The sequence below is a fragment of the Roseateles sp. GW821-FHT09B06 genome (assembly GCF_059418245.1).
The window spans coordinates 18,065-34,029 of the sequence record NZ_JBWKPM010000028.1 but is presented as its reverse complement, the minus strand read 5'-3'; the positions used below and the strand labels follow the sequence as shown (position 1 = coordinate 34,029).

Below are 15,965 nucleotides of genomic sequence, written 5' to 3'. Positions count from 1 at the left end.
GAGAAACAGGGAAGTCAACGAGGACGTCAACGATAGCGCTGCAGGATGCGCTGCCAGCTGCCGTCCTCGCGCATGGCGTGGAAGACGCGCTCCAGCTCCGCCTGCTGAACCAGCCTGGGCGAGAGCCGCGAGAACACCACATGGGGCGTCTCGCCGGCCAGGCGCCAGCCCTGCTTGACCAGCTTCAGGCCGGTTTCGCGCAGCAGCGCATCGCCCTGGCGCTCGGGCACCACGGCAACGTCCAGCCGGCCGCGCGCCACCATCTCCAGCGCGGCGCGGTAGTCGTTCACCTCGTGGCGCTGCAGCCGCACATCGGCATCGAACAGGCTGCCGTAGCGTTTGCCGCGCTGCACCGCGATGCGGCGGCCCAGCAGATCTTCCGGGCCGCGCACCGCCGGCGCGCCGGGCTGGGCGTAGAAGGCCTTGTCCTCGGCGGGCAGCTGCACCTGGGTGTAGCTGAGGAAACGCTCGCGCTCCGGCGTGCGCAGCGGCCCGAGCATCAGGTCCGCCTCGCCCAGCTCCATCATGCGAAAGGCGCGCGCCGACGGCACCTCGGTGTAGCGCAGCGTCCAGCCCAGGCGGCGCGCCGCCTCGTTCATCAGCTCGTAGTACAGGCCGCCCGCGCCCTCGGGGGCGAACATGCGGTAGGGTGGATCGGCGCTGCCCACCACATGCAGCAGGGTCTGGGCCCGTGGCGCCGAGGGCTGGAGCAGCAGCAGGGACAGGAAAAGGAAAACGGGGCGGCGGCGCATCGTCGACCAGCATACGCCGCGGCGCGGATCATGGAACCGGCAGGTGTTACAGGGTCACAGGGTCGGGGGGCGCGCCCAGCCATTGCAGCCAGCGCCCATGGGGGTGCGACCAGGCCAGCGCACGCCGCTGCAGCGCCGCCTCGCCCGGCACGGCCCGGCTCAGGCTCCATAGCGTTGCGCTGCCCGGATCGGCCGGTGGCGCGGGGGGCGCCGCCAGCCCCGGGCCATGCAGGGCCGGCGGCTCGGCGCAGAGCCAGGCGATGCCGCGCTCGCGCACCCGCCGCAGCAGCCCGGCCTGGTAGTCGGCCAGCGCGGCCGGGTCGAAATAGGCCAGCACCCAGCTGTTGAACAGCACCGGCTGGACGCCCGGCGGCAGGTCGTCCAGCCAGGGCTCGATCGCGGCCAGGCAGTCGTCCGCGCGCCGCACCGCCGGGCCTTCGGCGCGCGCCAGCGCCACGGCGAGCTCGAACCGGCGCGCGCGCTCGCGATCCTGCGGCCACAGGCAGGCGCGCAGCCAGCGCACGGCGGCCTCGTCTTGCAGATCGATCGGCGCCGGATCCAGGCCCGCGCGTTCGACCAGGCGCCAGAGCGGCGCCTCGGCCGGCGGCGGGGCTTCGCCCAGCCAGTCGCAGGCGATCGTCGGCCGCGCCGGCACGGCCTGTGCACCGCGCTGGAAATGGCCGTAGTCGTAGCGGTAGCGGTCCACGCCCAGGTTCAGCCCGGCGCTGCTGCCGATGTCGAGCAGGGCCAGGTCTTGACGGCCGGTGGCCGCCGCCACCGCCCGCAGCGCCGGCCACAGGACCGCGCAACGCCCGATCTCGTTGGTCTGGGTGCTGCGCGTCGCCAGCAGCCCGGTCAAGGCCGCGTGCCGGTGCCGCGTGAAGTCCAGCAGCAGGGTGGGCAGTTCGGCGTCCGGCGTGCGCGCGCCGCCCAGGCTCGGGTAATAGGCCGCCAGCGGATGCGCAACGCCGGCCAGCAGTTGCTCATGCAGGGCCGCCAGCAGCAGATTGGGCTTGCGCTGGGTGGCCGGCGCGGCGGCCATCAGGGCCAGCAGTTCGGGGCTGGCGGCCACGGCGCGGCAGATCGCCACGTACAGCGGGTCCTGGGTGCATTCGAACGCGGCGAATTGCTCGAACTGGGCCGCCCAGGCGGCCTGCTGCTGCTCATCCATGCCCGCAGCTTAGGGCCTGGCGGCGCGCCGCGGCCTTGCCGATCCGGCATCGGGCGATGCCGGATCGATCGGTGCGGCCGCTCAGAGGGCCAGCGCCGCCTCGATGTCCTTGCGCAGTTTGTCCGGCTCCTCGTTGGGCGCATAGCGCTTGAGCACCTGGCCGTCGCGGCCGACCAGGAACTTGGTGAAGTTCCATTTGATCGCCTCGGTCCCGAGGATGCCGGGCTTCTCGCCCTTCAGCCATTTCCACAGCGGGTGCGCCTCCGAGCCGTTGACCTTGATCTTGGCCATCATCGGGAAGTTCACGCCGTAGTTCATCTCGCAGAACGAGGCGATCTCCTCGTTCGTGCCCGGGTCCTGGCCGCCGAATTCGTTGCTGGGGAAACCGATCACCACCAGACCCCGGGCCGCATAGTCCTCCCAGAGCTTCTCCAGGCCCTTGAACTGCGGCGTGAAGCCGCAGGCACTGGCGGTGTTGACGATCAGCAGCACCTTGCCGCGCTGGCTGGCCAGGTCGGCCGGTTCGCCGACGATCGAGGTCGCCTGGAAATCGTATGCGCTTTGGGTCATCTGCACTCTCCTCTGGGTGGGGACAACGATGCTAGCGCCTGCGCTCCAGCGCCGCCAGCAGGGCCGCACCCAGGATGCACAGGCCGCCGGCGGCGGTCTTGACGTCCAGCGCGCCGCCGCCCAGCCAGAGCGCCGAGATGGCCGCGGCCGGCACCTCGACCAGCATCACGATGGCCGTCACATTGGCCGGCAAGCGGCTGGCGCCGTACTGCAGCGCCAGGTTGGACAGGAAGAACAGCACCGCCATCACCGCCACCGGGACGCCCCACCACCAGCCCGGCAGGCCGGGTGCGGGCACCAGGCCTGCCCCGGCCATCAGCAAGGCGGCCGAGCCCGCCACCAGCACGCCGCCGCTGAACATCGCCAGCGCCCGCGCATGCGGGCTGCGCGCCGCCTCGCGTTTCAGCATCACGTTGTTGAAGGCGAAGGTGAAGCCGCCCAGCACGCCCAGCCAGTCGGCCAGGCTGGCCGGCAGCGGGAAGCCGCCCCGCTCGGGCCACAGCACGGTGACCGCGCCGCCCAGCGCCAGGGCCATGCGCAGCAGGGCCAGCGGGGTCAGATGTTCCTTGAGGATCAGACGGGCCAGCAGCAGCGCCCACAGCGGCATCAGATAGAACAGCAGCACCACCCGCACCACGTCGCCCATCGCCACCCCCCAGTTGAAGGCGGTGTTGGTGCTGCCGGCCGCCAGCATGATCAGCCACAGGCTGGGGGTGCGCAGGAACTCCCGCCAGGCGCTGCGACCGGCACTCAGGCTGATCACCACCAGGGACAGGCTGTAGAGCAGCACCGTGGTCCACAGCGGATGCAGGCCGGCGGCCTGGAACTGGCGGAACGGCCACCAGGACAGCCCCCAGATCAGGGCATTGAAGACGAGGGCGAAATACGGGGCGGGCGAACGCATGGGCGAGGGAGCGCCCAGTGAGGCTGAGGGCGGGAAACAGCAGGGGTTGGCTGGCTGCAACAACCCCCTCAAAAGCGCTGGCTAAGCCCGGGGGCCCAGCCAACAATGCCCAGGGTTTATAGCATGGCGAAACGCGCAAGCCTGGCCGTCCAATGCGGCAGCGGCGCGCAGCGCCCCCGTCACCGTCAGCGCCAACGTAGGGAGACCGTCTTTTGGATCATCTGGCCTGCTTTACCCCGGCAGACTTGCCCTCCTCGAACCCCGCGTCCCTGCTGGACGCCTACCGCTGGCGCCTGCTGGCGCAGGGGGATTCCTGGTTCTCGGCGGCCGCGGCCAAGCTGGGCGCCCATGCCAACCTGCTGCAGGAGCTGGTGTTCCGGCAGCGCGCGCTGGCCATCAACTGCGCCGGCCAGAGCGACGCGCTGTCCCATATGGTGGACCTGGAGGCCGTGCCCGACTTCGTGCGCCTGCTGACCCGGCCGGACGCGCCGGTGTGGGACGGCCTGCTGCTCTCGGTGGGTGGCAACGACCTGATCGCCGCGGCCCGCACCCCCGCCCATGCCGATGTGCAGGCCGGGCAAGACCCGACCCCGGCGCATCTGATCCCGCTGCACCTGCGCCTGCTGCGCCACCAGACCGAGTGGAGCGCGCCCTCGCAGGGCGTGGCACGCTATTTCTCCGAGCCGGGCTGGCAGACCTATGCCGACTATCTGCGCGCCAATATCCGCCACCTGCTGAGCCTGCGCGACCAGGGCCCCTCGGCCGGCAAACCGGTGTTCATGCATTGCTATGCGGTGCCGATGCCGCGCCCGGCCGGCGCGGCGGACAGCGGCCCCTGGCTCTATCCCACCTTCAAGGCCTACAACATCCCGGCGGCCGACTGGGCGGCGGTGAGCCGCTTGATGGTGATGCACCTGGCCCAGTTGCTGAAGAGCCTGGCGGCCGACCAGGCCCAGTTCCCGGGCCTGCATGTGTTCGACTCGACCGCCGTGCCGCTGGCGCTGGCCACGCCCGGCAGTTCCGGCATCAGCGGCGACTGGCACAACGAGATCCACCTGAACCACAGCGGCTGCTTCAAGATCGCGCGGGCCTGGTCCGAACATATCGAGCGGGTGCTCAGCGGCGTGCCGGCCGAGGCCGCACCCACCAAGCTGCGCTCCCGCGGCAGGGGCTGACAGCCCGGCGGCGCCAGCGGATCCGGCTTTGCCGGGCCGTCGGGCGCGTCCCTTCAGGCTCAGGGATGGGCCTTCAGTGCGTATCGCTGCGCGCCAGTGCCAGCAAGCGGTCCAGTTCCTCGGGATGGTTGACGCAGTTGCGCTGGTGCCAGCGGCGGATCAGCCACATGGTGCCGGCCACCACCAGGCCGAAGATGGTGATCGCGCCGAAGGCCGACATGCCGAAGCGGGTCAGCGCGGTATAGAGCGCGCCCAGGCCCAGGATGCAGGCCTGTTCGTTGAAGTTCTGCACCGCGATCGAGCGGCCGGCGCCCATCAGGTTGTGGCCGCGGTGCTGCAGCAGCGCATTCATCGGCACGACCAGGAAGCCGCCGATGCCGCCCAGCACGATCAGGAAGGGGGCGGCCAGCCAGACATTGCCGATCCCGTTCATCAGGATCACCAGCAGGCCCATCGCGATGCCCAGCGGGATCACGCCGGTGGCGCGGTCCAGACGCATATAGACCGAGGCCACGACGGCACCCACCGCGGTACCGATCGCCACCACGCCCACCAGGCTGGAGGCCTGGGTCGTGCCATAGCCCAGCGCCGCGGCGGCCCAGGCCAGCACGATATAGCGCAGATTGCCGGAGACGCCCCAGAACAGGGTGGTGGTGGCCAGCGAGATCTGGCCCAGCTTGTCCTGCCACAGGCGCGAGTTGCAGCTGGCGAAGTCGCGCACCAGGCCCAGCACGCCATGGGCCACCGGCTGCAGCGGCGCGTCGGTGCGCGGGATGCGCAGATTGAACAGGGCCGCGATCACATACAGGCCCACCAGGCTGGCGATCGCCGCCTCGGGCGCGCTGTCGATGCCGGTATTGACCACCGGCAGGTCGAATCCCAGCAGCATGGCCGAGACGCGGTCGCCCACCAGCTGGCCGCCCAGCAGCACGCCGATGATGATGGAGGCGATCGTCAGGCCCTCGATCCAGCCGTTGGCCTTGACCAGCTGCGAGGGCGGCAGCAGCTCGGTCAGGATGCCGTACTTGGCCGGCGAGTAGGCCGCGGCGCCCAGGCCGACGATGGCATAGGCGAACAGCGGATGGCTGCCGAACAGCATCATCAGGCAACCGACCACCTTGATGCTGTTCGAATAGAACATCACCTTGCCCTTGGGCACGGCATCGGCAAAGGCGCCGACGAAGGGCGCCAGCACCACATAGAAGAGCGCGAACATCGGCACCAGGGCGGCGCGCTGCCACTCCGGTTCGCCCGAGGTCCTGAGCAGCTCCACGGCGGCGACGAACAGCGCGTTATCAGCCAGCGAGCTGAAGAACTGCGCTGACATGATGGTGTAGAAACCTTTTTTCATCGGCCCGTGAGTGAACGTCGTACTGCGATCTGCTTGCGATAGAGGCTGGCCTGGCCCCCGGAATGGCGTTTCACAAGTGGGCACGAGCGCGGCTTTATAGCATGCACCCCTTTCGGGGGACAGCCGGTGACGGCCCGGCCGCGCATGCGGGGGGTGCCACAATGGGTCTCATGCCGCGCCCCATCGAAGCCCTGATCCACGTTTGCGCCCTCGCCCACAACCTGGCCCGCGCCCGCGCCTGCGCGCCCGACGCCAAGGTCTGGGCGGTCGTCAAGGCCAATGCATACGGCCACGGCCTGGCCGCCGCCTTCGAGGGCCTGCGCGGCGCCGACGGCTTCGCGCTTTTGGACCTGGCCGAGGCCAGGGAGTTGCGCGAGCTGGGCTGGCGCGGTCCCATCCTGCTGCTGGAAGGCTGCTTCGAGGCGCGCGACCTGGAGCTGTGCTCGCGCCTGCGCCTGTGGCATGCGGTGCATTGCGAGCAACAGATCGACTGGCTGGCGATGCACAAGACCCACGAGCCGCACCGCGTGTTCCTGAAGATGAACAGCGGCATGAACCGCCTGGGCTTCACGCCGCAGCACTTCCGCGCCGCCTGGACAAGGCTGAACGCCCTGCCCCAGGTGGACGAGATCTCGCTGATGACGCATTTCTCCGACGCCGACGCCCAGCGTTTCGGCGTCGATGGCATCGCCCACCAGCTGGCCGTCTGGGACGAGGTCAGCGCCGACCTGCCCGGCGAACGCTCGCTGGCCAACAGCGCCGCCACGCTGCGCCATATGTCTCAACACAGGCCGCGCCTGCGCAGCGACTGGGTGCGCGCCGGCATCATGAGCTACGGCGGCGTGCCCGACTATCCGGAGCACGACGCGGGATACTGGGATCTGCAGCCGGCGATGACGCTGCGCTCCAAGATCATCGGCGTGCAGCAGCTGCAGGCCGGCGACAGCGTCGGCTACGGCAGCAGCTTCACGGCCGAGCGGCCGATGCGCATCGGCATCGTCGCCTGCGGCTATGCCGACGGCTATCCGCGCCATTGCCCGAGCGGCACGCCCATCCTGGTGGACGGCGCGCGCACGACCACCGTCGGCCGGGTCTCGATGGACATGCTGGCGGTGGACCTGAGCGCCCTGCCCGATCCCGACTCCGCCGGCCTCGGCTCGGAAGTGACCCTGTGGGGCCAGGGCCCCAAGGGCAGCCGGCTGTCGGTCGACGAGGTGGCGAAGGCCGGCGGCACCATCGGCTATGAGCTGATGTGCGCGCTGGCACGAAGAGTGCCTGTAACGATCGAACATCTGGAATAAGGAGCCGACGCCATGGACATGCCCGCCCACCAACTGAGCATGACGGTGCTGATGACGCCCGACATGGCCAACTTCTCCGGCAATGTGCATGGCGGCACCATCCTGAAGCTGCTGGATCAGGCGGCCTATGCCTGCGCCAGCCGCTACGCCGGGCGCTATGTGGTGACGCTGTCGGTGGATCAGGTGATGTTTCGCCAACCGATCCATGTGGGCGAGCTGGTCAGCTTTCTGGCCTCGATCAACTACACCGGCACCTCCTCGATGGAGGTGGGCATCAAGGTGGTGACCGAGAACATCCGCAGCCAGGTGGTGCGCCACGCCAACAGCTGCTTCTTCACGATGGTGGCGGTGGACGACGAGGGCAAGCCCGCATCGGTGCCGCCGCTCGCGCCGGTGACGCCCGACGAATGCCGGCGCTTCGCGGCGGCCAAGATGCGCCGCCAGCTGCGCCAGGAGCTGGAACAGCGCTTCCAGCAGATCAGGCAGTCCGGCGCCTGTTGATCGATGAACCTGAACTGGCAGCCGGCGGACTGGGAGCTGGATTTCAGCTTCATCCGCGCCCAGGGTGCCGGCGGGCAGCATGTCAACAAGGTGTCCAGCGCGGTGCACCTGCGCTTCGACATTCGGCGCTCCACCTTGCCGGCGGTGATCAAGGAACGGCTGCTGGCGCTGTCCGACCAGCGCATCAGCGGCGAGGGCGTGGTGGTGATCAAGGCCCAGGAGCACCGCAGCCAGGAGATGAACCGGGCCGACGCCGTGGCGCGCCTCGTGGCCCTGGTGCAGGGCGTGGCCCACACGCCCAGGGCGCGCAAGGCCACCAAGCCGACCTGGGGCTCGCAGCAGCGCCGCCTGGCCGGCAAGGCGCAGCGCTCGACCGTCAAGGCGGGTCGGGGGCCGGTGCGCGACTGATATGGCCGCTCGCCAGGCAGCACTGAGGCGATAGTGGCCCATCGGCGCGGCCCGATTGGCTCCTTCGGTCGATGCCGGCGCCGGGCCGGGAGGGAACACGGGGCGCCCTGTCCTTCCACGCCTGTTGCTGCCGCCATGAAGTTTGATAGCCACACCCTCCCCACCCCGCCGCGCGTCGACCTCTACGCTCCGATCCACAAGGCGCTGCGCCTGTTCATGAACGACACCCTGCAGCGCCTGGGCAGCCTCGATCCCACCGGCATGCGCGCCGAGATGGCGCCGCAGGCCTTCGATGGCGTGCTGGAGCAGGTGAGGGCCCGCCTGCAGCAGCTGCCGGCACCCAGCCCGGCGCTGGCCTGAGCGGCTCAGCGCCGCGTGGCGGCATGCAGGCTGGCCAGGCACAGGGCCATGCCGGCCAGCGCCGGCCAGGTCGGCCGCCAGCCCTCGAACAGCGCCGAGATCGCCAACGCGATCACCGGGATCACCACGCCGGTCAGCGCCGCGCGCGCCGGGCCCTGTCGCTGCGCCAGCTTGAAATACAGCACAAAGGCCACCACCGAGCCCAGCACGGCCAGATAGAGCAGCGACAGCAGATAGCCGGGACGCCAGTCGAAATGCAGGCCGGTGCCGCCGACCAGCGCGGCCAGCAGCAGGAAGGCCGCGCCATAGCCCATGCTCCAGGCCAGGATGGGCACCAGGGGCAGGCCGCGCCGCGTCAGGGTCAGGGTCAGCACATTGCCGACGCAGGCGGCCAGCACCGCCAGCAGGCCCAGCCCCAGACCATAGGCCGCGGTGGGCCTGGTGCCGGTGGCGGCGATCTCCGGCCAGAAGATCATCACGACGCCGGCCACGCCCCCGGCCGAGGCCAGCAGGAAGCGCCGCGTCACCGACTGGCCGAAGAACAGCCGGCCCGACAGCGCATTGCCGAACACCATCAGGCAGAACAGCACCGCCACCAGCCCGCTGGGAATATGGCGCTCGGCCTCGTAGACCGACACGTAGTTGCCGCTGTACTGCACGATGCCGGTGGCCAGCATCAGGCCATGGGCCGAGCGCGGCAGTGCCAGCCGCTGCCCCTGCCACAGCGCGAGCCCGGCCAGCATCAGCGCGGCCAGCGCGAAGCGCCAGCCGACCGAGTTCAGCACCGGCACGCCGGAATCCAGCTGATAGAGGATCACATGCCAGGTGCTGGCCCAGATCAGCGTCGGGCCCCAGAACAGCCAGCGGTCGGAAAGGTGGGACATGGGAATTCACGGGCCGGCGCCCGAGGATCCGGCTCCGCCGGGCCTGCGGGCGCGCCCCCTCGAGGGGGCCGGCGAAGCCGGTAGGGGGTGGGCCCTAAGCCGCGCGCTTGAAGGTCGCCAGCAGCGCGCCGGCGGCGATGAAGAGCGAGCCGAAGGTCTTGTTCATCGTCTTCAGGTGGCGCTCCGAGCGCAGCGCCGACAGCACGCGGGCGGCCAGCACCGTATAGCCGGCCATCACCACCAGGTCGGTGAACATCAGCGTGGCGCCGATCACCGCGTACTGCGGGGCCAGGGCGGCGTGCAGGTCCAGGAACTGCGGCACCACGGCCAGCAGGAACACCGTGCCCTTGGGGTTGACCGCATTGATGGCCCAGCCGCGCAGCACCAGCCGGCGGCGCGTCACCAGGCTGGCCGCGCCCTCGCCGGTCTCGGCCACCAGGGGTTGGGCCGGCGCGCGCCATTGCTGCACACCCAGGTACACCAGGTAGGCCACGCCCAGCCATTTGACGATCGCGAAGCCCAGCGAGGAGGCCGCGATCAGCGCGCCCAGGCCGGCGCCGACGACAACGATCTGGGTCAGGATGCCCAGCACCAGGCCGAAGGTCGTGAAATAGCCGCGCCTGAAGCCGTGATTGAGCCCCGAGCTCATCGCCGCGATCGCACCCGCGCCGGGCGACAGGCTGATCGCCCAGGCCGCGGCGAAAAAGGCCAGCCAAACCGAGAATTCCATGACAACTGCTCCGAACTGGGAACCAGGGTTTTAGCACAAGGCGCAACCCCGCCGCGGCCCTCGGCCGGGCACGTAGACTGCGGCTTCCTCCTCAGTTCATCGATTGAGCACCGCCTTGCCACCGCGTTCCCGCCTCGCGCCGCTGCTGGCGCTGCTGCTGGCCCTGGCCGCCCCCATGGGCGCGGCCGCCGAGCCGGCCCTGGTGTTCGCCTTCAGCGAGCTGGCGCCCTGGAAGACCAGGGATGCCTCGGGCTTCGGCGGCGCCTACACCGAGATCGTGCGCGAGCTGGCCCGGCGCCTGGAGCGCCCGCTGCAGATCAGCGAATGCCCGCACAAGCGCTGCCTGAAGCTGATGGAGACCGGTGCGGCCGACCTGATCATCGGCCTGCAGCCAGGCCCGGAACGCGAGACCTATCTGCAGTTCCTGGCCACCCCGTACCGCAGGCTCAGCGCCGACAAGGTGTTCTATGTGCGCGCCGGCGAGGCCGAGCGCATCGGACGCTACGAGGACCTCTACGGCCTGCGCATCGCGGTCAAGAGCGGCAGCGACTATTTCGACCGCTTCGATGCCGACGCGCGCCTGAACAAGGATGCGGCCCCGAACAACGAGATCAATCTGCGCAAGCTGCTGCTGAAACGGGTGGATGCGGTCGTGATGCCCGAGGACCAGGCGGCCGCGCTGCTTGGCCAGATGGGCCTGGCCCGGCAGGTCGAGCCGGCACGCTACCGCGTGCCCGATCCGACGCCGCGCGCGCTGGCGGTGTCGCGTCGCTCGCCGCTGATGGCCGCGCTGCCGCAGCTGGAGCGGGCGATGCAGGCCATGCGCGAGGACGGCACGCTGGCGGCCATCTACGACAAGCACTATTACCGCGTCTATGGCGTCAGCCCGCAGCAGCTGAGGCTGGATTGAGCGGCCGGATCGCTACCGCTGCGGCGAGCCCGGCACGTCGCCCAGTTCGCCGATCCACGGCAGGGCCGAGTGCCGCCAGATCTGCCGCGCCGGCTTCAGCTGCGCGCGCTGATCGACGCAGCCCAGCCGGATCACCACCGCGCTGGGGTTCTCCGCCGCGCAGCCGTAGAGCGGTGTGCCGCACTCGGGGCAGAAGGCCTGGACCCGGCGGTTGCCGCTCTGGGCAAGCTTCACATAGTGCTTGGGCGTTGCGCTGCCCGGCGTCAGCGCGAACTGCTCGATGGGGGTGCTGACCACGGCGCGCAAGGGCGCGCCCGACAGCACCTGGCAATCCGCGCAATGGCACACGACGACCCGCGACGGGTCGATCTCGGCGCTGAAGGAGATGGCGCGGCAGTGGCAGGAGCCGGTGATCTTCATGAGGATTCCTGCGCGTTGGAAACAAGCTGCCGGCACCGGGACGCCCAAGCCAATGCCGCCGGCCACAGCGTCAGCGCCGCAGGCAAGCAGCCGCGCGACAGGCGCTCCCGGGACAGCGGCGCCACCGGACGCCGCCGATCCCACGTGATGAAGGCCCAGAGCGCCAGCAGCGCGCCGATGAGGATCAGCACCGGCATGGCAGCACCCGCGTCGCATGGCTCATCGGTTTTCCTCCTGATGCTTGTTCGTTCTTCCTTCTTTCAACGCAGGATAAACCACGGTCCTGACAGGACCGGACAGCCCACCCCATGACAATCCCCCCATGGCCAAAGAAAAAACCCTCTACACCTGCTCCGACTGCGGCGCGACCAACCCCAAGTGGCTCGGCAAATGTCCCGGCTGCGGCGCCTGGAACACGCTGATCGAAGGCCCGGCCGAACCGGCCGGCGGCGGCAAGAACCGCTACCAGGCGTTGGCCAAGAGCCAGCCGGTCGCGACGCTCAGCGAGATCGAGGCCACCGATTTCGAGCGCACGCCCACCGGCCAGGATGAGCTGGACCGGGTGCTGGGCGGCGGCATCGTGGCCGGTGGCGTGGTGCTGATCGGCGGCGACCCGGGGATCGGCAAGTCCACCCTGCTGCTGCAGGCCATCGATGACCTGTCGACCCGGCTGCCGGTGCTCTATGTCACCGGCGAGGAATCGGGCGCGCAGATCGCGATGCGTTCGCGCCGCCTGGGCCTGCCGGGCAACAAGGTGCGGGTGCTGGCCGAGATCAATCTGGAGAAGATCCTCGCCACCCTGGAGGCCGAACGGCCGGCCTTCTGCGTGATCGACTCGATCCAGACCATCTATTCCGAACAGCTCAGCTCGGCGCCGGGCTCGGTGGCCCAGGTGCGCGAATGCGCGGCCCACCTGACCCGCACCGCCAAGGCCAGCGGCTGCGCGATGGTGCTGGTGGGTCATGTCACCAAGGAGGGCGCGCTGGCCGGCCCGCGCGTGCTGGAGCATATCGTCGACACGGTGCTGTATTTCGAGGGCGACACGCATTCCAGCTTCCGCCTGGTGCGCGCGATCAAGAACCGTTTCGGCGCGGTCAACGAGATCGGCGTGTTCGCGATGACCGACAAGGGCCTGAAGGGCGTGGCCAACCCCAGCGCGATCTTCCTCTCCACCCATGGCGAGCCGGTACCCGGCAGCTGCGTGCTCGTCACCTTGGAGGGCACGCGGCCGATGCTGGTGGAGCTGCAGGCCCTGGTGGACGGCGGCGGGCCGAGCGCGCGCCGGCTCTCGGTGGGCCTGGACCGCGACCGCCTGGCGATGCTGCTGGCCGTGCTGCACCGCCATGCCGGCGTCGCGACCATGGACCAGGACGTGTTCGTCAATGCGGTGGGCGGCGTGCGCATCGGCGAGCCGGCCGCCGACCTGGCCGTGCTGCTGGCGATCCAGAGCTCGCTGCGCGGCCGCCCCCTGCCCAAGGGCTTCATCGCCTTCGGCGAGGTGGGCCTGGCCGGCGAGGTGCGGCCGGCGCCGCGCGGCCAGGAGCGGCTGAAGGAGGCCGCCAAGCTGGGCTTCTCGGTGGCCGTGGTGCCCAAGGCCAATATGCCCAAGGGATCGCCGAAGAAGGAACTCGAGGGCCTGACCGTGCATGCGGTCGAGCGCATCGAGGAGGCGATGGACCTGATCAGAGGTTTGTGAGGCCGCCGCCGACCTCGCCCAGCAGACGCCGCCCGGCCCGCTTGCTGCGGTACATCGCATCGTCGGCCGCCTTGGTCAGGCTCAGCTCGTCCTGGCCGTCCTCCGGATAGAGCGCCAGGCCCAGCGAGCAGGTGATCTCGACGCGCAGCCCGCCCAGTTCCAGCGGCTGCGCCACCTGGTTGAAGATCTTGTCGGCCACCAGCTGGGCGGTCTCGCGCGTCACCGGGCCCGTCAGCAGCACGACAAACTCGTCGCCGCCGATGCGGCCCACGGTGTCGGTCTCGCGCACCGAGCTCTTGATGCGCCGCGCCACGGTCTGCAGCAGCTGGTCGCCGACCGCATGGCCGTGGCTGTCGTTCACGGGCTTGAAGCGGTCCAGGTCCAGCAGGATCAGGCCGATGCTCTCGTGGTAGCGGCGCGCATTGGCCAGCGCGAAATGCATGCGCTCGCCGAAATGGGCGCGATTCGCCAACTCGGTCAGCGGATCGTGCAGGGCCATGAAGCGCACCCGCTCCTCGGACAGGCGGCGCGCGTCGATGTCCGACAGCGTGCCGATCACGCGCAGCGGCTGCGGCCCCTCGCGCTCGGCCACGGTGGCGCGCGCCAGCACCCAGCGCCAGCCGCCCTGGCCCTTTCCGGCGTCGGCCACGCGGTACTCGCAGACCAGGGCCCGGCCCGGCCCCTCCTGGCAGCGCTGCAGCTCGGCCTGCAGGCCCGGACGGTCCTCGGGATGCACGCAGGCCAGCATCTGCGCCAGGTCGGGCTCGCCCGGCCGGCCGTCCAGGCCCATCAGCTGCTTCCAGCGGGGCGAGGCGCTGATGCAGCCGCTGACGGGTTGCCAGTCCCAGACGCCATCGCCCGCGCCCTCCAGCGCGAAGGCCCAGCGCTGTTCGCTGGCGCGCAGCGCCTGGGTCATGCGCTCGGCCCGGGCCTGCGCGCGGTCCCGCGCGGTGGCCAGCTGCCAGGTCAGCAGGCTCAGCAGCAGGGTCAACGCCAGGCCGGTCAACATCACGCCATCGCCACCCTCGGCCCCATGCAGGGCGGCAAAGGCCGGCCCGGCCCGCAGCTCCAGCGTCCAGGTATGGCCGCCCAGCACCAGGAATTCCTGCCCCTGCAACAGCGCCGTGCCGGTCGCCACGACACGGCCCGGCGAACGGTACAGCGTCACCGGCTCGGCACCCGGGGCCGCTTCCAGGATGCTCAGCGCTAGTCCGGCCGGCAGCTCGCCGTAGAGGCTGGCCATCAGCTCCGGCAGTTGCACCGGCGCCACCACCCAGCCGCGCAGGCGGGCGCGGCGCTGCTGCAGCGAATCCGGCGACTCCTGGCCGCGATAGATCGGCAGGGCCATCAGGAAGGCCGCAGGTGTGTCGGCCGTCGCCAGCCGCGCCGACAGCGCCAGCCGGCCCGAATCGCGCGCCGCCTCCAGCGCGCGCCGCGTCACCGCATCGGCCCACAGGTCGCGGCCCAGCTGGGCCGCGTTGCGGGCCAGCTCGGGCTCCAGCTGGAGCAGCGGCGCATAGCGCTCGCGCGCGCCGGCGGGCCAGAGCTGCAGCGCCTTGGCGCCGTCGCGGCGGCGCCAGTCCCGCAGCAGGGCCGGCAGTTCGGAGGCATCGGCCTGCAACACCAGGCCCAGGCCCTGCACGCCGGCGAAATCGGCCCCCAGGGGCAGGCTGTCGACATAGCGGCGCAGCACCGGCGCATCGGCCTGCGGCGCAGCTTCGACCAGGCCGCGCAGGCCCTGCAGCAGATGCTCATGCGCGGCCATGCGCTGCTCGATGCGCTGGGCGATGTCGCGCAGGCTGGTGTCGAAGGCGCTGCGCAGGTGCTGGCGCTCGTCGCTCAGCTCGCGCTGCCAGTACAGCAGGCTCAGGCCCAGGCCGCTGGCCAGCACCAGCAGCGGCAGGCCGCGCCGGCGCAGCCAACTGGAGCGCGGGCCGGCGCCGCCGGGCTCGGCACAGGCCATGGTCATGGCCCCTCCACCATGGCCCGCGCCAGCTCCGGCCGGAAATACTTCTCGAAGATGCGCCGTACCGCGCCGTCGCTGCGCATGCCCTCCACCAGCGCGTGCCACTTGGCCCGTTCGGCCTCCGGCAGCGCGGTGCGGGACATGATCAGACCATGCGGCACCGGCGGATCGCCGAACTCGAGGGTCTGGGTCAGCGCGCGGATGCGCTCGGACTGCAAGGTCGGGTAGTCGAAGGGCTCGATGATCATGCCCTGGATCTGCCCCGCCACCAGCGCATCGAACAGCGCCGACAGGCCCGAGGACTGCACCAGGCGCTGCTGGGCGTCGAGCCGGTCGACGAAACGGTTGGCGCTCTCGCCATAGCGGAAGCTGCGGATCACGCCCAGTTGCAGCCGCCCGTTGCGTTCGAAATCCTCCAGCCTGGCGACCTGGGCGTCACGGCGCACCAGCAGGTAGTACTTGTTGCTGAAGTACCACGCAAAGGCGGCAAAGCGGTCGCGCGCCGGCGTCGCGATGCCCGAAAGGCTGAAGTCCAGGGCGCCGGATTCGATCAGCTGCCAGATGCGCGCGCGCGGCAGCAGCGAGATGTGGAAGCGGCAGCCGCTGCGGCGCGCCAGCTCCTCGGCGAAGTCCTTGTCGATGCCTTCCGAGGTCTCGGCGGAGTAGAGCAGGCCATGGTCGTGCAGGGCCAGGCTCAGGGGCCGCGAGCAATCGGGCCGGCCGGCGGCCGCCTGCGACCAGGCCGGCGGGACCATCAGCCCCCCCAGCAAGCCCAACAGCAGCCAGACCCCCTTGCGCATCGCCCCGCTCCCGCCCGGGCACAATCCCCCCGGACAGCGCCAAGAATACGTCATCGCCAGGAGAAC

18 protein-coding genes are annotated in these 15,965 nt (G+C 70.5%); 7 read left to right on the top strand and 11 right to left on the bottom strand.

Features of this window, described 5'->3' with window-relative positions:
* Positions 1 to 26: 26 nt before the first annotated feature.
* The 4 genes from AC07OQ_RS19995 to AC07OQ_RS19980 all read right to left on the bottom strand — a co-directional run bounded on the left by AC07OQ_RS19995 (position 27) and on the right by AC07OQ_RS19980 (position 3,397).
* Positions 27 to 752 carry a substrate-binding periplasmic protein gene (locus tag AC07OQ_RS19995; RefSeq protein WP_495054901.1) on the bottom strand — a complete coding sequence of 242 codons (726 nt, stop codon included), beginning with the start codon at positions 750 to 752 and terminating at the stop codon, positions 27 to 29.
* A gap of 46 nt (positions 753 to 798) precedes the next feature.
* On the bottom strand, positions 799 to 1,923 hold the full coding sequence (locus AC07OQ_RS19990) for a DUF2332 domain-containing protein (RefSeq protein ID WP_495054900.1): 1,125 nt from the start codon (positions 1,921 to 1,923) through the stop codon (positions 799 to 801).
* An 81-nt stretch (positions 1,924 to 2,004) separates the two neighbouring features.
* Positions 2,005 to 2,493: a glutathione peroxidase gene (locus tag AC07OQ_RS19985; RefSeq protein ID WP_495054899.1), complete on the bottom strand. Its 489-nt coding sequence runs from the start codon at positions 2,491 to 2,493 to the stop codon at positions 2,005 to 2,007.
* Positions 2,494 to 2,524: 31 nt separating this feature from the next.
* Positions 2,525 to 3,397, bottom strand: coding sequence for a DMT family transporter (locus AC07OQ_RS19980; protein WP_495054898.1), 873 nt, complete (start codon positions 3,395 to 3,397; stop codon positions 2,525 to 2,527).
* Positions 3,398 to 3,642: 245 nt separating this feature from the next.
* Here AC07OQ_RS19980 and AC07OQ_RS19975 point away from each other — a divergent pair, with 245 nt between their 5' ends.
* On the top strand, positions 3,643 to 4,572 hold the full coding sequence (locus AC07OQ_RS19975) for a hypothetical protein (RefSeq protein ID WP_495054897.1): 930 nt from the start codon (positions 3,643 to 3,645) through the stop codon (positions 4,570 to 4,572).
* A 73-nt stretch (positions 4,573 to 4,645) separates the two neighbouring features.
* Here the strand turns inward: AC07OQ_RS19975 and lplT are convergent, their stop codons facing one another.
* Entirely contained in the window at positions 4,646 to 5,923 is a 1,278-nt protein-coding gene (gene lplT / locus AC07OQ_RS19970) for a lysophospholipid transporter LplT (protein ID WP_495054896.1), read from the bottom strand.
* A gap of 170 nt (positions 5,924 to 6,093) precedes the next feature.
* On the opposite strand from lplT, the gene alr reads away from it, so the two are divergent.
* From alr to AC07OQ_RS19950, 4 genes are all read left to right on the top strand, one after another.
* Positions 6,094 to 7,224, top strand: a complete 1,131-nt coding sequence (gene alr / locus AC07OQ_RS19965) for an alanine racemase (protein WP_495054895.1) — start codon at positions 6,094 to 6,096, stop codon at positions 7,222 to 7,224.
* 12 nt (positions 7,225 to 7,236) lie between these two features.
* A complete protein-coding gene (locus tag AC07OQ_RS19960; RefSeq protein WP_495054894.1) occupies positions 7,237 to 7,725 on the top strand; it encodes an acyl-CoA thioesterase in 489 nt (162 codons plus the stop codon).
* Positions 7,726 to 7,728: 3 nt separating this feature from the next.
* The gene (gene arfB, locus AC07OQ_RS19955; RefSeq protein ID WP_495054893.1) at positions 7,729 to 8,133 is read left to right on the top strand and encodes an alternative ribosome rescue aminoacyl-tRNA hydrolase ArfB; all 405 of its coding nucleotides are present in this window, start codon (positions 7,729 to 7,731) and stop codon (positions 8,131 to 8,133) included.
* A 135-nt stretch (positions 8,134 to 8,268) separates the two neighbouring features.
* The gene (locus AC07OQ_RS19950; protein ID WP_495054892.1) at positions 8,269 to 8,493 is read left to right on the top strand and encodes a hypothetical protein; all 225 of its coding nucleotides are present in this window, start codon (positions 8,269 to 8,271) and stop codon (positions 8,491 to 8,493) included.
* Positions 8,494 to 8,498: 5 nt separating this feature from the next.
* Here the strand turns inward: AC07OQ_RS19950 and AC07OQ_RS19945 are convergent, their stop codons facing one another.
* Both AC07OQ_RS19945 and AC07OQ_RS19940 read right to left on the bottom strand, forming a co-directional pair.
* Complete coding sequence (locus AC07OQ_RS19945) at positions 8,499 to 9,377, bottom strand: DMT family transporter (protein ID WP_495054891.1); 879 nt, start codon at positions 9,375 to 9,377, stop codon at positions 8,499 to 8,501.
* Positions 9,378 to 9,471: 94 nt separating this feature from the next.
* Positions 9,472 to 10,107, bottom strand: a complete 636-nt coding sequence (locus AC07OQ_RS19940) for a LysE family transporter (protein WP_495054890.1) — start codon at positions 10,105 to 10,107, stop codon at positions 9,472 to 9,474.
* A 115-nt stretch (positions 10,108 to 10,222) separates the two neighbouring features.
* Between AC07OQ_RS19940 and AC07OQ_RS19935 the strand changes: the two genes are divergently transcribed.
* Positions 10,223 to 11,017: a substrate-binding periplasmic protein gene (locus AC07OQ_RS19935; protein ID WP_495054889.1), complete on the top strand. Its 795-nt coding sequence runs from the start codon at positions 10,223 to 10,225 to the stop codon at positions 11,015 to 11,017.
* A gap of 12 nt (positions 11,018 to 11,029) precedes the next feature.
* Here AC07OQ_RS19935 and AC07OQ_RS19930 read toward each other — a convergent pair whose 3' ends face one another.
* Positions 11,030 to 11,437: a GFA family protein gene (locus AC07OQ_RS19930; protein WP_495054888.1), complete on the bottom strand. Its 408-nt coding sequence runs from the start codon at positions 11,435 to 11,437 to the stop codon at positions 11,030 to 11,032.
* The gene (locus tag AC07OQ_RS19925) at positions 11,434 to 11,634 is read right to left on the bottom strand and encodes a hypothetical protein (RefSeq protein ID WP_495054887.1); all 201 of its coding nucleotides are present in this window, start codon (positions 11,632 to 11,634) and stop codon (positions 11,434 to 11,436) included. Before AC07OQ_RS19925 ends, AC07OQ_RS19930 begins: the two co-directional genes overlap by 4 nt.
* A gap of 125 nt (positions 11,635 to 11,759) precedes the next feature.
* Here AC07OQ_RS19925 and radA point away from each other — a divergent pair, with 125 nt between their 5' ends.
* The gene (gene radA, locus AC07OQ_RS19920) at positions 11,760 to 13,133 is read left to right on the top strand and encodes a DNA repair protein RadA (protein ID WP_495054886.1); all 1,374 of its coding nucleotides are present in this window, start codon (positions 11,760 to 11,762) and stop codon (positions 13,131 to 13,133) included.
* Here the strand turns inward: radA and AC07OQ_RS19915 are convergent.
* Both AC07OQ_RS19915 and AC07OQ_RS19910 read right to left on the bottom strand, forming a co-directional pair.
* A complete protein-coding gene (locus AC07OQ_RS19915; protein WP_495054885.1) occupies positions 13,120 to 15,102 on the bottom strand; it encodes a sensor domain-containing diguanylate cyclase in 1,983 nt (660 codons plus the stop codon). The genes radA and AC07OQ_RS19915 overlap by 14 nt on opposite strands.
* Entirely contained in the window at positions 15,099 to 15,899 is an 801-nt protein-coding gene (locus AC07OQ_RS19910; RefSeq protein WP_495054884.1) for a substrate-binding periplasmic protein, read from the bottom strand. Before AC07OQ_RS19910 ends, AC07OQ_RS19915 begins: the two co-directional genes overlap by 4 nt.
* Between the last annotated feature and the right edge of the window lie 66 nt (positions 15,900 to 15,965).

Bases quoted from the DNA above. Each gene is read 5' to 3' on its own strand.
- AC07OQ_RS19930 (WP_495054888.1), bottom strand. From the start codon at position 11,437: ATGAAGATCACCGGCTCCTGCCACTGCCGCGCCATCTCCTTCAGCGCC.
- AC07OQ_RS19910 (WP_495054884.1), bottom strand. From the start codon at position 15,899: ATGCGCAAGGGGGTCTGGCTGCTGTTGGGCTTGCTGGGGGGGCTGATG.
- AC07OQ_RS19960 (WP_495054894.1), top strand. From the start codon at position 7,237: ATGGACATGCCCGCCCACCAACTGAGCATGACGGTGCTGATGACGCCC.
- alr (WP_495054895.1), top strand. From the start codon at position 6,094: ATGCCGCGCCCCATCGAAGCCCTGATCCACGTTTGCGCCCTCGCCCAC.
- lplT (WP_495054896.1), bottom strand. From the start codon at position 5,923: ATGAAAAAAGGTTTCTACACCATCATGTCAGCGCAGTTCTTCAGCTCG.
- AC07OQ_RS19915 (WP_495054885.1), bottom strand. From the start codon at position 15,102: ATGACCATGGCCTGTGCCGAGCCCGGCGGCGCCGGCCCGCGCTCCAGT.
- AC07OQ_RS19945 (WP_495054891.1), bottom strand. From the start codon at position 9,377: ATGTCCCACCTTTCCGACCGCTGGCTGTTCTGGGGCCCGACGCTGATC.
- AC07OQ_RS19980 (WP_495054898.1), bottom strand. From the start codon at position 3,397: ATGCGTTCGCCCGCCCCGTATTTCGCCCTCGTCTTCAATGCCCTGATC.
- AC07OQ_RS19995 (WP_495054901.1), bottom strand. From the start codon at position 752: ATGCGCCGCCGCCCCGTTTTCCTTTTCCTGTCCCTGCTGCTGCTCCAG.
- AC07OQ_RS19940 (WP_495054890.1), bottom strand. From the start codon at position 10,107: ATGGAATTCTCGGTTTGGCTGGCCTTTTTCGCCGCGGCCTGGGCGATC.
- AC07OQ_RS19950 (WP_495054892.1), top strand. From the start codon at position 8,269: ATGAAGTTTGATAGCCACACCCTCCCCACCCCGCCGCGCGTCGACCTC.
- arfB (WP_495054893.1), top strand. From the start codon at position 7,729: ATGAACCTGAACTGGCAGCCGGCGGACTGGGAGCTGGATTTCAGCTTC.
- AC07OQ_RS19925 (WP_495054887.1), bottom strand. From the start codon at position 11,634: ATGCCGGTGCTGATCCTCATCGGCGCGCTGCTGGCGCTCTGGGCCTTC.
- radA (WP_495054886.1), top strand. From the start codon at position 11,760: ATGGCCAAAGAAAAAACCCTCTACACCTGCTCCGACTGCGGCGCGACC.
- AC07OQ_RS19990 (WP_495054900.1), bottom strand. From the start codon at position 1,923: ATGGATGAGCAGCAGCAGGCCGCCTGGGCGGCCCAGTTCGAGCAATTC.
- AC07OQ_RS19985 (WP_495054899.1), bottom strand. From the start codon at position 2,493: ATGACCCAAAGCGCATACGATTTCCAGGCGACCTCGATCGTCGGCGAA.